Here is a 16,314-nt window from a genome sequence, read left to right on the forward strand (position 1 = left end):
TTCGACTCAGCTGCACCGGTTTCCGGTTGCGGTTGCGATTGGGCGTAACTTCATGTTGCACAGCATGATTCGGTGCAATGACGTCCAGTAGAGCTCTCGCAGAGCAACGGGTTCCAAGGCGCGGTTTGCACCAGAGCGAGCTCGCACGCGTATTCCGTGGAGTACTCGAGACCGCGGGTTCTCACGCTGCCGACCGCGTCGCCGACATCGGGTGCGAAACCGTCTCCGATGGAACCGTAGGTCCGCGTGGCGCGTCAGATCCGATATGACCATCGATGAGTTCATCCAGGCGCGGTTGTGGGAGGACGAGCGGACCGCGTTGAGCAGCGCGTCGACACGCGCGCTCCGTGAGGTCGACAGCAAACGGCACCTGCTCGCGATAGCCCGGACGCAGGGCGATGGAACCCTTGGCGAATCGATACGCCGGTGCCTCGCCCATACCTGGAATGGCCACAGCGATTTCAAATGGGAATGGCAACTGTGAACGATCGCGAGCTGCTGTCCGCCGACCGGGAGCGGGAAGGTGGCACCCCTGTCCGCATCGAGACGGGTGCGGCCGTGGCCGATTGGGGTGCGCGCAGCTGGTGGTGATCGCCTTCCAGTCAGGGCTGGTACACGTCGAACCGCGCGGGCACTGAGGCTTCACACGGGCCGAGTCCTAGCTCAGGGTGTATGAGGGCTGTCCAGTCGGTGCCGCGACCGACTGTCCTGCAAAGCAGTTCGTAGTGCGTCAGGTAGCTGAAGCATGCCTCGACGAGTTGATAGGTAGCACGGCTGTCGGCCATGTAGATGTCGCTTTCCAGAAAGCGACGGGCGGCCGGCAGAAAGGTCAGCCCGTCACAGTCCTGTAGTATCTGCCTGCGGAACGAGCTACCGGGCATCATCGATCCCCATTCCTGGGGTGAGCCCTCGAGTCCGAACGCCACGATCAGGTTGGTACGTAGGTACACGTGCATGACGTGGTAGAGCAGAAATCCGAGATTGTTGCCAACAGCCTGACCACCGTGCCGGTGTTCCAGCACTCTGCGAATCTCGTTGTCGCCGAAGGATAACAACACATCTGTGCGCCCCGCCTCCATGAGTGCGGCGAACTCTCGGCATCGACAGCTGGATCTGCGGCTGAACGAGTCTTTTCCCGGAGCGTGACGCCTTGCCGCCTCGGATTCGCACTGTGCCGAATCTACGACGAGCTTGGACAACGCAGCGCTGAATCCGATCAAACGCGCTCTTGCGCGCGACATCTCTCGAGTCGGTCGAGGTAGCTCGCCGGGCAGGGTCACGGTATACCCGCGCTTCTTGCGGAACAGGGCCGTGCCGCACGTCTCGCAGTCACTCCGACGACAAACCCTCCCTGCCAGATACTTCCGCCGGTCGACACGGATGGCCGTTCGCTTGTCGTCGAGATGGATCAGTCCGCAGGCCCCAACTGGCAGTTCGACACCCGGATCGCGGTACCGAGTCACCAAGGGCGACAGATCATGCCAGTTGAGCCTTCCGTGCGCATGAGGAAGGGACATGGCGACATTATCTGTGAGCCTCGGCCGGCGAGGAATACCAGCCGCTGATCGGACTCAGCGATGATCGACCTGCCGACGCTTCGACAACGCCATCGGGTGGATCCCGAAATCGGCCACGATCTGTTCCGAAGTCACCTCGGTATCGCGGTTGCGAGGTGGTCCAGGTCGGCCGCACGGACGTAGGCCGGATACTTCGGGTCGACGCCATCACCGGAGGAGGTGCCCCTGATGCGACGGCCGATCCAGGGGGCCAGGAAATCCCTCGCCCAGATGAGGTCTTCGCGACGGCGCTCGGAATCGGACAGGGGCGCGACGGGCGGGAGCGGGCTGGGCCGCAGGTCGTGCGGGCGGCCCAGGACGGCGAGCACTTCGGCGGCCATGCGTTCGTGGCCTGCGGCGCTGAGGTGCAGGCGGTCCCACGACCACAGGCGCGGGTCGCCGAATTCGTCCATGCGCCAGAAGTCCACGATTTCCGCGCCGAGGTCGTCGGCGAATTCGCGGATGAGTTCGTTGTAGATGGCCATGCGGCCGCGCAGCATGCGGTAGATGGGGTTCCAGGTGCCGTCGAAGGCGGTGAAAACCAGGACGCGGGCGCCGGTTTCGCGTAGTGCGGCGACCATGTCGGCGTAGCGGGCGACCAGGTCGTCCAGGTCGACTTGCGGGCGGAGGATGTCGTTGCCGCCCGCCGAGATGGTGACGAGGTCGGGCTGGAGCGAAAGCGCCCGCGGCAGTTGCTCCTCGACAACGCCGCGGACGAGCCGACCACGAACGGCAAGATTGGCGTATTCGAGGTCCGGGTGGCCCGTGGCCAGTGCCGCCGCCACCCGGTCGGCCCAGCCGCGCACCCCGTTGGGCCGGGCCGGATCATCATCCCCGATACCCTCGGTGAACGAGTCGCCAAGCGCAACGAACCGGTCGAACTGCGTGGTCACTGCCGGAACCTCCCTCTTCGATCTGTCGAAGCGATAAGTTACCGACAACTAAGCTGATTATCGACCGAAGTGGTGCGCATTACAGCGCACAGAACCGTATAAGTTGACAATCACTAAGCAGCGCAGGTGGGATGCTGTTTACAGCCACCGCGTACTTCCGGCCTCGGGCCGGTAGGTCCAGTGCCAGGCCACCTGGGGCCACTGCTTCTTCACCGCGGTGCGCCGCTTCGCGAACGCGGCCAAGCCCACCTCGATCGCGGGCGCGAGCGCTTCCGCCACCCCGTGCTCCGGTACCGGCATGCGCACCATCAGATGCTGCTTGTCCTGCACGAGGATGAGGTCGCCGTCCGGTGTACACCCCAGCAGCGTGAAGTTCTTCAGCACGCTGAACGGCTTGGCGTCAGTCGCGACCTTCGCCAGTAGGGTGCCGTCGGCATCCCACACGTACAGCCCGTACCGGTTCAGGTGGTAGACGCGCCCACGCGCCGGGTCGGTCGCCAGCCGGTAGCACTCGCCGGTGTACGGGCTGTCCCGCCGATAGTCCATCCCCTCGAGGTGGCCGAGCACATTCCCCTCGTCGTCCATGAGTGCGAACACGAATGCGTTGCCGCGGTTCCCACCCCGGTACAACCGCCGCGCATCCTCACTTGGCGTCCCCGTAGCACTCCACCACCGCCGTTGTGAAAGGGAAGCGCACCGGTGTCGGCCCGAAAACTATTCGGCCCGCGGCGGCTGCGGCGGTGGCGATCGCTTCGGCGACCGTTGCGGCCTCCGCTACCGGGCAGTGCACGATTACCTCGTCATGCTGGAAGAAGACCAGTTCGGCGCGGAGCCCCGTGCGGGTCATCGCATGACGCAGGCCCGCCAGTACCAGCAGCGCCCAGTCGGCGGCGCTGCCCTGCACGACGAAGTTCCGGGTGAAGCGGCCACGAGCGCGCGCCCCGGGGGTGCTGCCGTACCCGCCGGAATACTCCTCCTCGCGGCCCGCTCGGTCGGATGACGCGGCGGAAGGCGGCGGACAGGTGCGACCCAACCACGTGCGCACCAGGCGACCCTCCTCACCCGCGCGGGCCGCATCATCGACATAGGCCACCGCGGCCGGATAGCGCCGACGAAGTTCGGCCATATGGGTGAGGGCATCCCCGGAGGTCTGGCCGTAAATGGCGCCCAACAGCGCGATTTTGGCCTGTGCGCGATCACCACCGAAGGCGCGGGCCGCCAGATCCGCGTACAGATCTTCGCCGCGACCGGCCACCTCCATCAGCCCTGGATCGCGGGAGATGGCAGCGAGCACTCGCGGCTCCATCTGGTCGGCGTCGGCGACCACCAGACACCATCCCGGGTCCGCCCGTATCGCTTGACGAATCACCTTGGGGATCTGCAAAGCGCCGCCCCCGTTGGTGGTCCACCGGCCGGTTACCGTGCCGCCGGGCAGGTACTCGGGGCGGAATCGGCCGTCGCGGACCCACTGCTCGAGCCAGGACCAGCCATGGGCGGTGTACAAGCGGTAGAACGATTTATAGGCCAACAGTGGCGCTATCGCCGGGTGATCGATCTCCTGGAGTTCCCATTTCCGGGTGGAGGACAGCGAAATACCAACGCGGGCAAAGGCTTTGATGATGTCGTTGGGCAAGTCGGGCCGAACCCGCACGCCTTCCCCGAAGGCCCGCGACACTTCGTCGGCCAGCTCCACCATCCGGCGTGGTTCCCCACCCGCGATGCGCTCACCCAGCAGTCGGTCGAGTAACTCCCGGTGGACGTCCGCGCGCCAGGGGATCCCGGCTCGGGACATCTCCGTGGCCACCAGCATGCCCGCCGATTCGGCGGCGAGGAGCAGCCGCATTCGCTGCGGATATTCGGTCTTCGCCGTCCGGGCCACCTGGTCCGCGTAGACCTCCAGTAGCGCGGTGAACTCATCCGTGCCGGACGGTAGCGGCACCGGGCCCGACTCGAACAGCGACGGCTGGGTCTCGGCGGCCCGCACGGGCGCGTCCGGCGGGACGGGCCGGTTGTGTAGTCGCGCCCAGGCGGCCGCCAACGAACGGGCTTGCCCCGACTGGCCCTCCTCATGGCCGATCAGCAGCGCCTCCGCGGCCTCCACGTCGTAGCACCGCTCGACCCGCACACCCGCCGCCAGCAAGTGCCGATAGATCTCGCCGGTCGATCGCCAGACCCACCGCTCGACCTCGGGGCGTGCGCGCACCGCCTCGGCGAGCGAGGACTCACGCACTACCGGCCCCGCCGGCCGACCGTCCTGATCGAGTGGACACAGACGCGCACCTCCCTCGCCTGTTTCCGCCACCGCCCATCTCATGTCCCCGAGTCTCGCACCGGGCACAGACATCATTGGACATCCACAACGGTGACGGTTCGCTCACCTGGGAGTTCGCCCAGCCTAGTCAGGAGGCTGAGCTCGACCGCAGTCCGGTCGATCAGCGTTTGGTCGCGGACCGTTCGGGCCGCGTGATGCGTACCGGCTGGTTGTTGGGCGCATTCTCGATGTCGTCGAGTTGGGCGATGATCGTGCTGCGCAGTTCGTCGTAGTCGTCGAACGAGTAGTCGTTGAACAACGTGTAGCCCGTCCACATCAGGTTGGCGCACACACGGGCAGGCACTCTGCCGGTTCGGGCGCCCATGCCGACCAGTGCCACCGATGTGATGCTGCCGGGCTTCTCGTTGTTCTGCCGGTGGATCGCCTGGAATCCGGCGGCACATGCCAACGCCACGTTCAAGGTCTCGCTGACGTTCTCCACCGATGCTTCCATGGTCGGCGTGGAGATCAGGAACTTCGGGTTGATCGCCCCGGACGAAACGCAGACCGCGCTGCCGATCGGAAGTCGTCCCGCGAACTGATCACGAATTGCCCGCTGCACGCGCAGTTGGATGCCCGCTCCGAGATGCCGCTTGATGACCGCGTCGACGCCGCCGTCCATCAGACCCCGAGAGTTGGTCGGGGTGACCCAGGCATCGACATGCTCGTCGAGGATCGAGCCCCTGCGGATCTCGATTTCGGGGTGGTCGGCGAAGGCCGCCCGCCACGCCTCGACAACCTGCGGGTTGATGTCGGTCAACACCACTCGCAGCGGTGTCTGCACACGGTTCATGGTCATGGTCGACTCCAATCGAGATGCGATCGTGCAATCGTTCGCGACGCTACCGCGACCCACCGACATGTCCTCTGCCAGAGGGAATTCCGTGTCGTATCCATGCCATATAGTGCCGGCCGTGAGCACGAATGATCCGCTGGCCCTTACTGATTTGTTCGAAGGCGGAGGCGAGCCGTGGCTGCCACTGCTGAAACCTGTGATCGAGGCGCAACCGAACGCGGCCATGTTCATGGGCCCGAGCCGTGGCCCGCAGATCGTCCCCGTCCGGGAACTGACCTTCCAGGCGCTCAAGCCCAATCCACCGCACAAGTGGAAGGTCGTCGTCTTCGGCCAGAATCCGTATCCGCGGCCGGAGAGCGCCACCGGTATCGCCATGTTCGACAACACCTTCCACGACTGGAAGGACAGTCAGTTCGGACGGGTCATCAGCATCCGCTGCATCATCAAAGCGGCGGCGATGTGGAAGTACGGCATCCCCAAGAAGACCCCGATCGCCGATATTCGTGCACTCCTACGCGAGCAGGATGCCGTCCAGCCGCCGGAATGGTTCCAAGCGATGCTCACCCAGGGTGTGCTGCTGCTGAACGCCGCGCTCACGGCCAGTAGCGACGGGGCGCTGGGAACCGACCAGCACACCGCGTTCTGGCGTCCCGTTGCCGAGCGGATCATCGAGGAGATCCTGCGGGCCAAGCAGAATGCCGACGAGGCCGACCGTGGTGTTGTCTTCGCGTGGTGGGGAGCCCACGCTCGCGGTTTGAAGAATGTTGTCCTGCAACTCCAAAAGAAGTACCCAGGGGTAGACGTGAGGCACGTGGATCACGCCAATCCCGCCGCACAGGGCGATATCTTCTGCAACGGTGACCATTTCGGAACAGTGAACGCGGCCCTGGCCGCGCTCGGCATCGATGAGATCGACTGGTTGCCGAGCACCGGGTGGAACAAGCCCGCGGCCGAAGCCGACGGGACCGACCACGACATCGCCGAACGGATGGGCGCGTTCATCGCGTCCACCATGGAGTTGCACCAGCTCTATCTCGAACGGCTCGCGAGCGTCAAGGACGAGGGTCTCGTCCTCCCCGCGATCACCGGCGTCTTCGACACCCCGCTCATGGATTTCCACGACGCCATCGCCCCGGTCGCCGAACTGCTGTCGGGTCTCGATCGGTACGCCACGCAGTCGCACGAGTTCGGCAAGCGACGGGCGGACCACGCTACCGGGAATCTGTCCGCCGACGCGATTGCCGCACTTCACCTTTACACCTGCGAGTCGGCGTTCTATCGGGAGATCAACGCCGTCCTCCGTGCGACGGACCGGGCGAGACTCGCCCCGTACCTCCCGTACCTGCGGCTGCTGTTCGCGGCGGTGTCGGGGCTCCCCGCCCGCAACGAGCCGTTGTGGCGCGGGGTATCGCTGGACCTGCGCCGGCAGTACCCGAAAGGCCGGACCGTGACCTGGTGGGGGGTGTCCTCCTGCACGTCCGAGCCGAGTGTGGCGCGGTCATTCCTCGGAAGTCGTGGTAAGCGAACGCTTTTCGAGGTGCACCCCGCCCGGGCGGTGAGCATCCGGAACTTCTCCGCGTTCACCGGCGAAGAGGAATTCATTCTCTTGCCGGGCACTCAGCTCGAGGTAACCGACGTCAAGGCCGAGCGCGGCGGGTTGTGCATCGTGAAATTGACCGAATCGGCCGAGCAACCCCTCGTGTCCTGAGCATACGCACCAACGAAGCCGCGCGGACCGGTCTCACGACGACGGTCACGGTGCGAGCTGCCGCTGGCTGTAGCCGCCTGGGCTCGACCCTGGCTCGCGATCACACCAGAGCAGCGGACGCCGCATACGCACGGTGAGCGCAGTGGTCGGTCCATCTCGAATCCGTGATGGACCGCCCGTGCCGGTGCGGCTGGCCGACGACCTGGTGACAGCATGCCGGCGGGGCGGGATCATGGTCGTTACCTCGGGTGATCCGGTCTTGATCACCGGTGGTCTACGAGCCGACCTGGCAAAGTCGGGGTTACGCGAGGACACTGAGGACGTAGCGTCGAATCCGTCTCCAGGCACAGGAGCACAGGCGATGGCAACCAACGGCCCCTTCGGGATCGACCCGGAAGATTTCGAACGCGCGCTGCGGGAGGCGGGGATCGAATTGCGCGACCTGCTCGCCAAAGCCGGCGAGTACGTCGATCGCACGAGCGTGAATTCGCTGGCGTCGCTGCTCGGTCAGTTCGTGCAGCCGGAACGCACGCGGCCGCCGAAACCGGAGGACGCGACCACCGGCGAGACCGGCAGCGGGGTGTGGGTGATCTACAACATCGACGACACCGGCGGAGCCAGGGTCGACCAGATCTTCCCGAGCGAACTCGAGGCCTTGCGCGCGCATCGCGACAACACCGATGAACGCCGCCGCGTACGATTCCTGCCCTACGGCGTCCCCGCGAGTGTGCTGGACGCACCCTGACGGTCGTCTCGTTGTCCAGCCGCTCAGCCCCTGGGCCCAGCACCGAGTTGGCGACAATACGGTTCGACCGAATCGAAGCCCGAGACGTTCTACAGATTGTGCTCACGCGCCCCTTCGATGACGATCCGTCGCACCGGATCCGGGTACATGTTCCGGCGCACGCTCAGCCATTGACGGCTCTGTCGACACGTAGTGCCACGTCCAGGCTGGCGAGCACCGTGTCGGGCCCAATCATATTGGCGGCCTTGCCGTTCAGGCATTCCAGGACGTGATCGATCATCGCGGAGTACTGGTCGACGTGGGGGACGTCGAGCGGCTGCGCACCGTCGCCGGTGTAGAGGGTGATCTCCGAATCTGTCCGGCCGTCGGCTCCCATAATGAAAGCGCATGCGAGAGTGCCGTTTTCGAACACCGCGCGATAACCACCGCGACAGCCGTAGCTCATCGGCAGCATCGACGAGGTCGAACAGCGGACCAGGGCGTCCGGATAGCAGAGCAACGCGTCCACGGCGGCAGCCTCGGAGTCCTTGGCCGTCTTGGCGACCTCGATATCGCCGGGCACACCCAGTGCCCGGACGATGGTGTCGAGATCACCGAGCATCTGTTCGAGCGGAATCTGCTTCAATCCGATGCTGAAGCCGGGCCACAGCAGCGCAGTGTTCGTCTCGACCGTCAACTGGAGCAGCCGACCGTACGCGCGCTCGGTCACGGCCTCGACCAGCATGCGGCTCGACGGCACGAACCGGTTGAACATGTCGACGAACACTTGTCTGTCACTGGCCGCTGCCGCTTCGACCACCCTGTGTGCACCGGCCATGTCGGGAGCCAGCGGCAATTCGGTGAGGACGTGTTTGCCCGCCCGCAGGGCATTCAGGATGTGCTCGGTGTGCATCCGTGTCGGCAGGCAGATATCGACCAGGTCGATGCTGGGGTCGGCGGATATCGCATCCAGATCGGTGGTCACCGGGTAGTCGAAGCGCGCACCCATCTGCTCGGCCTTCGCCGGCGTATGCCCGTAGATGATCACCTCGACGTCCGGGTGGGCCTTGAACCCGGCGGCGTGTGCTTGGGCGATGCTCGTTCCGAGTAGTGCGACTTTCACGATGAACCCTTTCACTCTGCACTGACCGGCAAAAGCCGCCGACGTCGAGTATCAGGGAGCCTGATCGCGACCGTCGGCGATCTGCGCATCGACTCGCTGAAATCGTCTTCGCCTTCTGTCACGCGATCAGGACATGTGTCACCGAGACCGCGCGCTATGTGGCAAGAGCGGATGTCGCGGAAGCTTATGTTCTGCTGATGGGCCGCGTGGCGGTGACAGACTGGTTGCCGCCGTAGGACGTGTGGGCCCAACCAGCCTGCCTCGCGGCCCGCTTCAGCTATCTCAGATGTTGCCGAACACCTGCGTGACTCGGAAGTTGATGAACTCGGAAGGCCGAAGTGGGGCAACGCCGACGTCGATGACGAGCTCGCCCGCTGCGACGCTGTCGGGCGGGTTGTTGGATTTGTCGCATACCACCCAGAACGCCTGATCGGGCGTGTGCCCTAACAGCGCGCCCCGCCGCCATTGGTCGGTCAGAAAATTGGCGACGCTGCCGCGGATGATCTCCCAGGTCTTGTCGTTGTTCGGCTCGAAAATCGCCCAGCTGGTGCCGAGTTCGATGGACTCTTGCAGGTAATTCACAGCGCGTCGCACGTTGAGGTAGCGCCAATCGGTCTCTTGCGACAGCGTGCGTGCCCCCCACACCAGCGTGCCTCGCCGGGGAAAGACGCGCAGGCAGTTGACGCCGACTTCGTTGAGGGGGGCCTGCTCGTCGTCGGATATGTCACGCTCGGATCCCAGCACCTGTTGGACCGCCTCGTTGGCCGGGGATTTGTGCACACCCCGCATCCCGTCCACGCGGCACCACACCCCGGCGACGTGCCCAGGCGGAGGCACATTGCGGGATTCGCCGCCGTCGCTTCCGGGCACTCGCACCCACGGGAAGTACACGGTGGCGAACTTCTTCTCGTCGTCGGTCAGGTCGAACTGCGCGGGCAGCGCTTCCGCCTGCTGCGCATCAAGGCCTTGTGGGGTGTGTAGCAGCGCCATGCGATCACCCATCTGGGCGCAGTGCCCGGCGAGGAGTTTGGCAATGGCCGTGCCGTGGTCACTGGCCCACATGTCCGGGGCGACGACGATCTCGACATCGGAAACACACGCGAGCTCGTCCAATACGGCCTGGTACGCGGCCACCGCGTCGTCGGCGCTCGCATCGACGCCGACCACATAGCAAGGGCCACCGCCGTTGGCGAAGTAGCCGAGCACCACCTCGGGCAGGAACGACGAAGGCAGCGCCCGAGAGGTCATCGAGGCACTTTCCTCGCCGTCCCCCTCGGCCGGAATGAAGGCATGCTCGAACTCGTGCCAGCTGCGGATCAGGCGCAGCCCGCCCTGCCCTTCGATCGGCGCGATGAACGCCGGAGTGGAGGTTCCCACCCCCTGGATCAACTGCACCCCGGCCGCGACCTCATTGACATACACACCCGGCGCCTGACTCGATATGTTGATAGCCACACTGGCTCCCATCCGTTGCAGGGGGTAGCAAGCCCGCCGTGCTCCGAGCCGAGCTCACCAACCCAGTCCAGGTAACTGCCGTACGGAAGAACGACGAAATTACTCGACTGCGAGTTCGTACTGTCGGGTACGTCTCGCGGTCCGCGTCTTCGATCCCGATGACGGGGCGACCACCGCCAACAAGCACGGTATCGCCGATGCAATACGGATGTGCTGGCAAAGGATTACTACGTACGCAAACGCAAGGAAATCGGATGCCGCCGCCGAGGCGCATGAGCCCACCGGCCCGGGCCCATTAGACCTCCTCAGGGGGTCGGGGTAGTCGGCCTCGCGAAGAGCATTGTCGGCGGTCCACGTTGAAACGAACGGGATTTCGTGCGGGTCGGCGTCGAACCACAGCAGCAGCGCTATCGCGCGCGCCTCGTCGGTGCAGTGCCGCGAGTACCGGCGGTCGGTGTCGGGCGATCGCGGACAGCCGCGCGGCGAGTGCAGCCACTCGACGGCGCATCTCCGCCTCGGATGGACCATCGCACCGTTCGAGATGCCAGCCACCCCACGAATCCTTGTGCTGGCCAAGCCAGTTGCACTCGACGCGCACGCTGGTTCGTTCGGCGAGGATGCGGGCGAGCCGGTATGCCTACCGGGAACGGTCGCCGCTCATCTTCTCCCCCGCTGCGGACGACTTTCTTAGCGTACTGGCCGAACAGGACAACGGCTTGGTCCTCGGCGACAGCCGCGGCGGCGCGCTCGGCAGGTGGAGCCCATATGTTGAGAGCGATGAGCTTGCGCTCCTCCGAAATCCAACCCTCCGCGCGCCCCTTCATGTCGAACGTGTTGGGCGCTTTGTGGAGCTGCAGATCGGGACCGAGGTACGCCGCTTGCCACGCGACGCGAGTGTCCCACCAGGGCAAACCGCTCTCACGCCGCACGGTCGACTCGTACAACTACCTGCTCCGAGATCACATCAACCCCACGTTCGAGGAGACTCCTGTCTCCGAGATCACCCTGGAGATGGTCCGCAACTGGTACAGCAACGTCTCCCGTATACGCACCAGAGGTAGAAAGTCCAAGAGCGATGCGAGGGGCAGCGAGGTTCCCACTACGCGGGCGCGAGCCTACGAAGTCCTCCGCATGGTGCTCAACGTCGCCGTCGACGACGGGCTGATCGACAAGAACCCATGCCGGATCAAGGGCGCCACGACAGTCCAGCCTGCACACGACGCCACGGTGCTGCTGCCGGCCGAAATCGACGCGCTTGCCGCGGCGATGCCCCAGAAGCTGTCTGCGTCCGTCCTGCTGGCCGCCTGGTGCGGACTACGCCCCTCCGAGACATTCGAACTGCGCCGCCGCAACCTGAACGCGGACTGCTCAGTGCTGACCGTGGCGTATGCCGTGACCTACCGCAACGGCGAGATCGTGATCGACCGCCCGAAAGCGGGTTCCGACGGAGACGTCGTGCTCCCCGACCACATCCGCCCCGCAATCCGCCGTCAGCACGCCGGACTCCTTGTCGGCGAAGCTGTTGGACGGCGACGGTCAGACCCTCGGGGGTCGCGGTGTTCGGTGGTGAACACAGTGAATCTCGTGGCTCGAACGTGCAGGTAGGTACCGGCACTCGAGCCTCACGAGAAGACTCCGCGGGCGCCGGTGACAACAGTCCGAGTGGTCGGGCTGGATCCGAGTTGCGACTGTGTTCGCTGGACTGATTGACTTGCCGCGTCGGGTTCGGTCAGCCGGATCTCGGTGAGCGGAAAGGCTTTGTGTGGCAGAGAAGTGCACTCCGGATGATGCTGTCGAGATCGCCAAACACGGTGTCGAGCTGAGTGTGTACAACACATCGACGTCGGTCGCGAGTGTCGCGCAGGTGGGCGTAGCGGCTGGGCATTTCGAGGAGTTCTACGACACAGTCAGCACATACATGTACTACTTGTCCTCCGGTACTGGAACTTTCGTCCTTGATGACAAGCACATCCAGGTAGAGGAAGGCGACCTGGTCGTCGCGCCCCCCGGCACGCGGATTCACTACTTCGGCACGATGGAGCTATTGCTCACGCTCGTTCCCCCTTTTGCACCCGAGAACGAGCGTCACGTTCGTGACGTCGACCCGTCGGAAAGTCCCTATCGGTAGCCGGTGCTGGATCGCGCCTGACATGGATACCCTGATCGTCCGCAGACACTCCCATGGCGAACATCACGCCTATGTCGAGGCGGCGCTGCGAAACCAGGCCGACCGGATCCGTGCGCCGCGCGCACCGGTACCCGCCAGCGCGCGGTGCTGCTGGCTGCCAACAGTCTGGGGCGGCTCGTCGGCGCGGGACAACTCAACCGTGACCGCGCCTACCGCGTCCGGTTCGACGCCGTAGCAACGCATTTCGGTGTCGACGATTTCACCGACACCGAAGCCGCCCCGCCCATCGATGACGGTCTCACCTGCGCCGCCACACATACCCCGCGAGTGCCGCACCACCGCACACGCGTGATCGCCCACCGCCGCTGAGGTTTCACGTTGCCCGCTCAGGGCCGGTCACGGCGGAGTTCCGATTGCGCCCAATACCTCGCCTGCCTTCGAGGCTCATGACATCGGCCGCCAACAGCGTCGGCGAGGCGCCGTCGCAGAAGAACCGGTGGCGCGGTCCGAACTCATCGGCACACCGCCGATACGAAATTGCCTGCTACGTCGTTCTTTTCGATGTCGGCTAACACCCCGAATGCGAAATTAGCTTCTACACCAGCAAACCCGGTACCTGAACCCGCCATTGGCGCGCACCCGCGCTGCACACCACCGCGGATTCCCGGTAGCGGATCTCCCGCGACGAGAGGAAACTCGCGATGTCCTCGATCGATTCGTGGCTCCCGCTGGTCGAAGTGCTGCCGATCGCCGAGCACGCGATGGCCGCGACTGAGCATTCCCGCTCCCCGTACATCGAGCCGGTCGACGCCCTCGCCGTGCCGTCGCTGATATGAGCCAAGGACGATGGCACCTGCTTGCTCAGCAATGGCATTCCCCGCCAACCCGACCCCCAACGCGATGGTCGCTCCCCGGTCAGCTACGCCATCGGCTGGCGCGATTCCCACACTGGTGGATGCCGTCACCGGTCGCGGGTGAATTTGTGCGTCGTAGTTGCGGGTGCAGGGTTCCGGCTGCGGTAACAGCTATGACTGGACTGTCGGGGGCCAAGTGCGCGGTGACACGTTGCGCGGCTCGAGTGAGAGATCGCTGTCCCAATCGAAGCGTGGAGGCGGCGGACCCCACTGCCGAGGTCGATCGAATTCGACACGTCCGGTCCCGAAGTCAGCTCCGTCGAACATGGTGCCGATGGGAAGGACTGGGTCGTCGTGTGCCCCGAAGATCACGTCGTCAAACGATGCGCCGTTGGTGAAGGTCGCCTTGTTGAACGAGGCCCCCTCGGTAAAACGCGCCTGAAAAAACCCGGCGTAGCCGGTGAAAGTCGCCTCCCCGAACACCGCACGATGGATGAAGGTCGCCCCTTCGAACCCTGCGTCACCAGTGAAGGTGGTCTGGTGGAACCACGCCCCACCGGCGAACATCGCCCCGGTGAAGCCAGCTTTCTCGGTGAAGCACGCGTCACTGAACAGAGCGATCAAACCGAATGTCACCTCGCCGAAGTCGGCGTAGCCGGTGAAGGTCGCCTCGTTGAAACGAGCGGCGGCGTTGAAGGTCGCCCGAGAAAAGTCGACGTTTTCGAGGTGAGCAGTGCGGAAGTCGAAATCGTTTCCCGACCAACTGTGTTCACCGCGCCGGAGATGATTGGCAATGACCCGGATGATCGTCTGCCGCACCTCCTTGTCGTTCTGCAGGTATTCGAAGTGGTCTTCGGTGTCAGGTTCGCCGGAGTCCGCGACGGTATGTTTCTTAACATGCTTGGTCTGGTGGTTGGCACCGAGTTGCGGTGCGTAGGGCAGCCGTAGGTAACCGCACAGGACGTCGATGCATTGCTGGCGGCGTGAACCGGTCGATTCGTCGGCGACACCGGCCATCGCGTACACACCGGCGATACGGACTGCGACCTGGCTGGCGGCGAGTTGTGCCGCGGCCGCGCCGAAGCGTTCGACGAAACGACCTTGTTCGATATCGCGCTGGCGGCGGTAGGCGACAACGAGGGCTACTGCGGCACCCACTCCACCAGCGATGGTGAGCGAAAGCTTCGTGATATCGATTGGGTCGGCCGCCTTGGTGCTGGTGTGGATCAGGCTTCCCAGAATCCACCACGAGAACAAGGTGATGCCCATACCACCAGCAATCGCGATCAGCACCGCGGGTAGCAGTGGCATCCCCTGCAACGTTCTGCGCAGCAGACGACCTGAACCCGAGATTCGTGACAGCACTTGATAATTCTGGCCCGGTCCGAACACCTTGGACCATGTTTCGCTTCCGTGTTGGCCGAGACGACGCCCGATCTCGACGGCGAATCTCGCCACGGCACCGCCCGGCACTACGCTCAGGCTCGACACGGACACGGACACGGAGTCCAACCGCCAAGACCCTCCCGCGCCCCAAAACCCGCAAGCTACACCCGAACTCCGCAACAACCCCCGCCAACTAACTACGAACACCGCAACCTACATCCGAACAGGACAAAGACTTCTGTCCGTTCCGGTCGAACGTTGCGGACGGCGACCGACCGACCTGCGGCACAAAATGTTGGCCGCACAGTTCGGTTCCCTACGGTGTTCGGACATACCTTGCGGATTCGGAGGCGGCGTCATTCTCGGTATCGTTCGGCGAAGTTCACGCGGCGCCCGCGAAGGCCAGAGCCGCGATCGGTGCCAACAGCATCCACTGGGGAAGCTCTAGCAGTCGGCGCGGTCCCGGCAGCGCGGCGGCGATGAGCATGAACACGATGGTGTAAGCGGCGAAGTGAACGGCGGTCAGCAGCGCGACCAGTTCTGTGCCCTCCGGTTCGACCAGCGCCACCGCGATCAGGGTGAGTGCGGCGAGTACGAGATCGACACTGACCCAGTGCCACACCACATGCAGCGTCCGCTTGGGGACATCCGGTAGGGCGCTGGCCAGCAGTGGCCGCACCGGGTCGAAGTGTCCCGCGATCACATGCACACCTGCCACCGCCGCCGCGGCGACACCCGCGCCGAGCAACCAGCCGTTCATCGCGCACCGATCCCGGCACTCACGATGCGGGCGAGTCGATCAGCCAATGTCGCGGTGACCGGCTCACCGAGCAGGCCGATATGGAAGAACACCGCACCGGCCAACGTGTCGAGTACCAACTCGACCTCCACCTCGTCACCGAGTTCTCCGCGCCCGCGAGCGCGGTCGAAGATCTCGATCATGCGGGCCTTAGCCGGAGCCAGAAACGCCGTGCGGACCCGCGTACGCAACTGCGGATCGGCGGCGTAGTCGGCCAACAACCCCGGTAGCGCGGCTGCCGCGGCCGGGGTGCTGAACTCCGCGATCAACGCCCCGGTCAAGACCGTCACATCGCCGCTCAAGGTTCCGGTATCGGGCACCGGAGCAGTGTCGACGGTGGTGAACAGTGCCTCGTAGATCAGCTCCGGCTTGCCCGACCAGCGGCGATAGATCGCGTCCTTGCCCACCCCGGCCCGCGCGGCGATCGCGCTGATCGAGGTCGCCGAGTACCCGAGCTCCGATACCAGCATTTCGGCGGCATCGAGGATGGCACGGTGCGTGCGCTGATCGCGTGGCCGTCCGGCCGAGGGAAGTGTGCTCACGGTCGATTACCTTACGGGTCTACCCGTTTTGAAATCAAC

Annotated in this window: 17 protein-coding genes; 7 read left to right on the plus strand and 10 right to left on the minus strand. The window is 64.8% G+C overall.

What is annotated here, in order from left to right:
- Positions 1 to 265: 265 nt before the first annotated feature.
- A complete protein-coding gene (locus AB0H61_RS03185; protein ID WP_357298546.1) occupies positions 266 to 484 on the plus strand; it encodes a hypothetical protein in 219 nt (72 codons plus the stop codon).
- A 118-nt stretch (positions 485 to 602) separates the two neighbouring features.
- Here the strand turns inward: AB0H61_RS03185 and AB0H61_RS03190 are convergent, their stop codons facing one another.
- The 5 genes from AB0H61_RS03190 to AB0H61_RS03210 all read right to left on the minus strand — a co-directional run bounded on the left by AB0H61_RS03190 (position 603) and on the right by AB0H61_RS03210 (position 5,682).
- The gene (locus AB0H61_RS03190; protein WP_357298549.1) at positions 603 to 1,517 is read right to left on the minus strand and encodes a hypothetical protein; all 915 of its coding nucleotides are present in this window, start codon (positions 1,515 to 1,517) and stop codon (positions 603 to 605) included.
- A 131-nt stretch (positions 1,518 to 1,648) separates the two neighbouring features.
- A complete protein-coding gene (locus AB0H61_RS03195) occupies positions 1,649 to 2,449 on the minus strand; it encodes an SGNH/GDSL hydrolase family protein (RefSeq protein ID WP_357298552.1) in 801 nt (266 codons plus the stop codon).
- Positions 2,450 to 2,587: 138 nt separating this feature from the next.
- Positions 2,588 to 3,034: a hypothetical protein gene (locus tag AB0H61_RS03200; protein WP_357298554.1), complete on the minus strand. Its 447-nt coding sequence runs from the start codon at positions 3,032 to 3,034 to the stop codon at positions 2,588 to 2,590.
- A gap of 58 nt (positions 3,035 to 3,092) precedes the next feature.
- Positions 3,093 to 4,796, minus strand: a complete 1,704-nt coding sequence (locus AB0H61_RS03205) for a bifunctional 3'-5' exonuclease/DNA polymerase (protein WP_357298557.1) — start codon at positions 4,794 to 4,796, stop codon at positions 3,093 to 3,095.
- Between the two features lie 85 nt (positions 4,797 to 4,881).
- Positions 4,882 to 5,682, minus strand: coding sequence for a macro domain-containing protein (locus AB0H61_RS03210; RefSeq protein WP_357298560.1), 801 nt, complete (start codon positions 5,680 to 5,682; stop codon positions 4,882 to 4,884).
- On the opposite strand from AB0H61_RS03210, the gene AB0H61_RS03215 reads away from it, so the two are divergent.
- Positions 5,675 to 7,264: an ADP-ribosyltransferase domain-containing protein gene (locus AB0H61_RS03215; protein ID WP_357298563.1), complete on the plus strand. Its 1,590-nt coding sequence runs from the start codon at positions 5,675 to 5,677 to the stop codon at positions 7,262 to 7,264. The genes AB0H61_RS03210 and AB0H61_RS03215 overlap by 8 nt on opposite strands.
- 361 nt (positions 7,265 to 7,625) lie before the next feature.
- Positions 7,626 to 8,009: a hypothetical protein gene (locus AB0H61_RS03220; protein WP_357298566.1), complete on the plus strand. Its 384-nt coding sequence runs from the start codon at positions 7,626 to 7,628 to the stop codon at positions 8,007 to 8,009.
- Positions 8,010 to 8,172: 163 nt separating this feature from the next.
- On the opposite strand, the gene AB0H61_RS03225 is transcribed toward AB0H61_RS03220, so the two are convergent.
- Positions 8,173 to 9,111, minus strand: a complete 939-nt coding sequence (locus tag AB0H61_RS03225) for a Gfo/Idh/MocA family oxidoreductase (protein ID WP_357298568.1) — start codon at positions 9,109 to 9,111, stop codon at positions 8,173 to 8,175.
- 282 nt (positions 9,112 to 9,393) lie between these two features.
- Positions 9,394 to 10,566: a phage tail sheath C-terminal domain-containing protein gene (locus AB0H61_RS03230; RefSeq protein WP_357298570.1), complete on the minus strand. Its 1,173-nt coding sequence runs from the start codon at positions 10,564 to 10,566 to the stop codon at positions 9,394 to 9,396.
- A gap of 894 nt (positions 10,567 to 11,460) precedes the next feature.
- Between AB0H61_RS03230 and AB0H61_RS03235 the strand changes: the two genes are divergently transcribed.
- The 4 genes from AB0H61_RS03235 to AB0H61_RS03250 all read left to right on the plus strand — a co-directional run bounded on the left by AB0H61_RS03235 (position 11,461) and on the right by AB0H61_RS03250 (position 13,530).
- On the plus strand, positions 11,461 to 12,171 hold the full coding sequence (locus AB0H61_RS03235) for a hypothetical protein (protein ID WP_357298573.1): 711 nt from the start codon (positions 11,461 to 11,463) through the stop codon (positions 12,169 to 12,171).
- A gap of 157 nt (positions 12,172 to 12,328) precedes the next feature.
- Positions 12,329 to 12,694 carry a cupin domain-containing protein gene (locus tag AB0H61_RS03240; RefSeq protein WP_357298576.1) on the plus strand — a complete coding sequence of 122 codons (366 nt, stop codon included), beginning with the start codon at positions 12,329 to 12,331 and terminating at the stop codon, positions 12,692 to 12,694.
- A 144-nt stretch (positions 12,695 to 12,838) separates the two neighbouring features.
- The gene (locus AB0H61_RS03245; RefSeq protein ID WP_357298578.1) at positions 12,839 to 13,063 is read left to right on the plus strand and encodes a hypothetical protein; all 225 of its coding nucleotides are present in this window, start codon (positions 12,839 to 12,841) and stop codon (positions 13,061 to 13,063) included.
- Between the two features lie 332 nt (positions 13,064 to 13,395).
- The gene (locus AB0H61_RS03250; RefSeq protein WP_357298580.1) at positions 13,396 to 13,530 is read left to right on the plus strand and encodes a hypothetical protein; all 135 of its coding nucleotides are present in this window, start codon (positions 13,396 to 13,398) and stop codon (positions 13,528 to 13,530) included.
- Positions 13,531 to 13,719: 189 nt separating this feature from the next.
- On the opposite strand, the gene AB0H61_RS03255 is transcribed toward AB0H61_RS03250, so the two are convergent.
- The 3 genes from AB0H61_RS03255 to AB0H61_RS03265 all read right to left on the minus strand — a co-directional run bounded on the left by AB0H61_RS03255 (position 13,720) and on the right by AB0H61_RS03265 (position 16,275).
- Positions 13,720 to 15,051, minus strand: a complete 1,332-nt coding sequence (locus AB0H61_RS03255; protein ID WP_357298582.1) for a pentapeptide repeat-containing protein — start codon at positions 15,049 to 15,051, stop codon at positions 13,720 to 13,722.
- A 265-nt stretch (positions 15,052 to 15,316) separates the two neighbouring features.
- A complete protein-coding gene (locus AB0H61_RS03260) occupies positions 15,317 to 15,694 on the minus strand; it encodes a hypothetical protein (protein ID WP_357298585.1) in 378 nt (125 codons plus the stop codon).
- The gene (locus AB0H61_RS03265) at positions 15,691 to 16,275 is read right to left on the minus strand and encodes a TetR/AcrR family transcriptional regulator (RefSeq protein ID WP_357298587.1); all 585 of its coding nucleotides are present in this window, start codon (positions 16,273 to 16,275) and stop codon (positions 15,691 to 15,693) included. The genes AB0H61_RS03260 and AB0H61_RS03265 overlap by 4 nt, the downstream gene beginning before the upstream one ends.
- Positions 16,276 to 16,314: the final 39 nt, after the last annotated feature.

It is taken from the genome of Nocardia sp. NPDC050710 (assembly GCF_040654375.1).
GTDB lineage: Bacteria > Actinomycetota > Actinomycetes > Mycobacteriales > Mycobacteriaceae > Nocardia.

What these genes read in the sequence shown, in the direction of transcription:
- AB0H61_RS03185 (WP_357298546.1), top strand. Translation starts at nt 266, where the DNA reads ATGACCATCGATGAGTTCATCCAGGCGCGGTTGTGGGAGGACGAGCGG.
- AB0H61_RS03190 (WP_357298549.1), bottom strand. Translation starts at nt 1,517, where the DNA reads ATGTCCCTTCCTCATGCGCACGGAAGGCTCAACTGGCATGATCTGTCG.
- AB0H61_RS03200 (WP_357298554.1), bottom strand. Translation starts at nt 3,034, where the DNA reads ATGGACGACGAGGGGAATGTGCTCGGCCACCTCGAGGGGATGGACTAT.
- AB0H61_RS03205 (WP_357298557.1), bottom strand. Translation starts at nt 4,796, where the DNA reads ATGATGTCTGTGCCCGGTGCGAGACTCGGGGACATGAGATGGGCGGTG.
- AB0H61_RS03220 (WP_357298566.1), top strand. Translation starts at nt 7,626, where the DNA reads ATGGCAACCAACGGCCCCTTCGGGATCGACCCGGAAGATTTCGAACGC.
- AB0H61_RS03250 (WP_357298580.1), top strand. Translation starts at nt 13,396, where the DNA reads ATGTCCTCGATCGATTCGTGGCTCCCGCTGGTCGAAGTGCTGCCGATC.
- AB0H61_RS03260 (WP_357298585.1), bottom strand. Translation starts at nt 15,694, where the DNA reads ATGAACGGCTGGTTGCTCGGCGCGGGTGTCGCCGCGGCGGCGGTGGCA.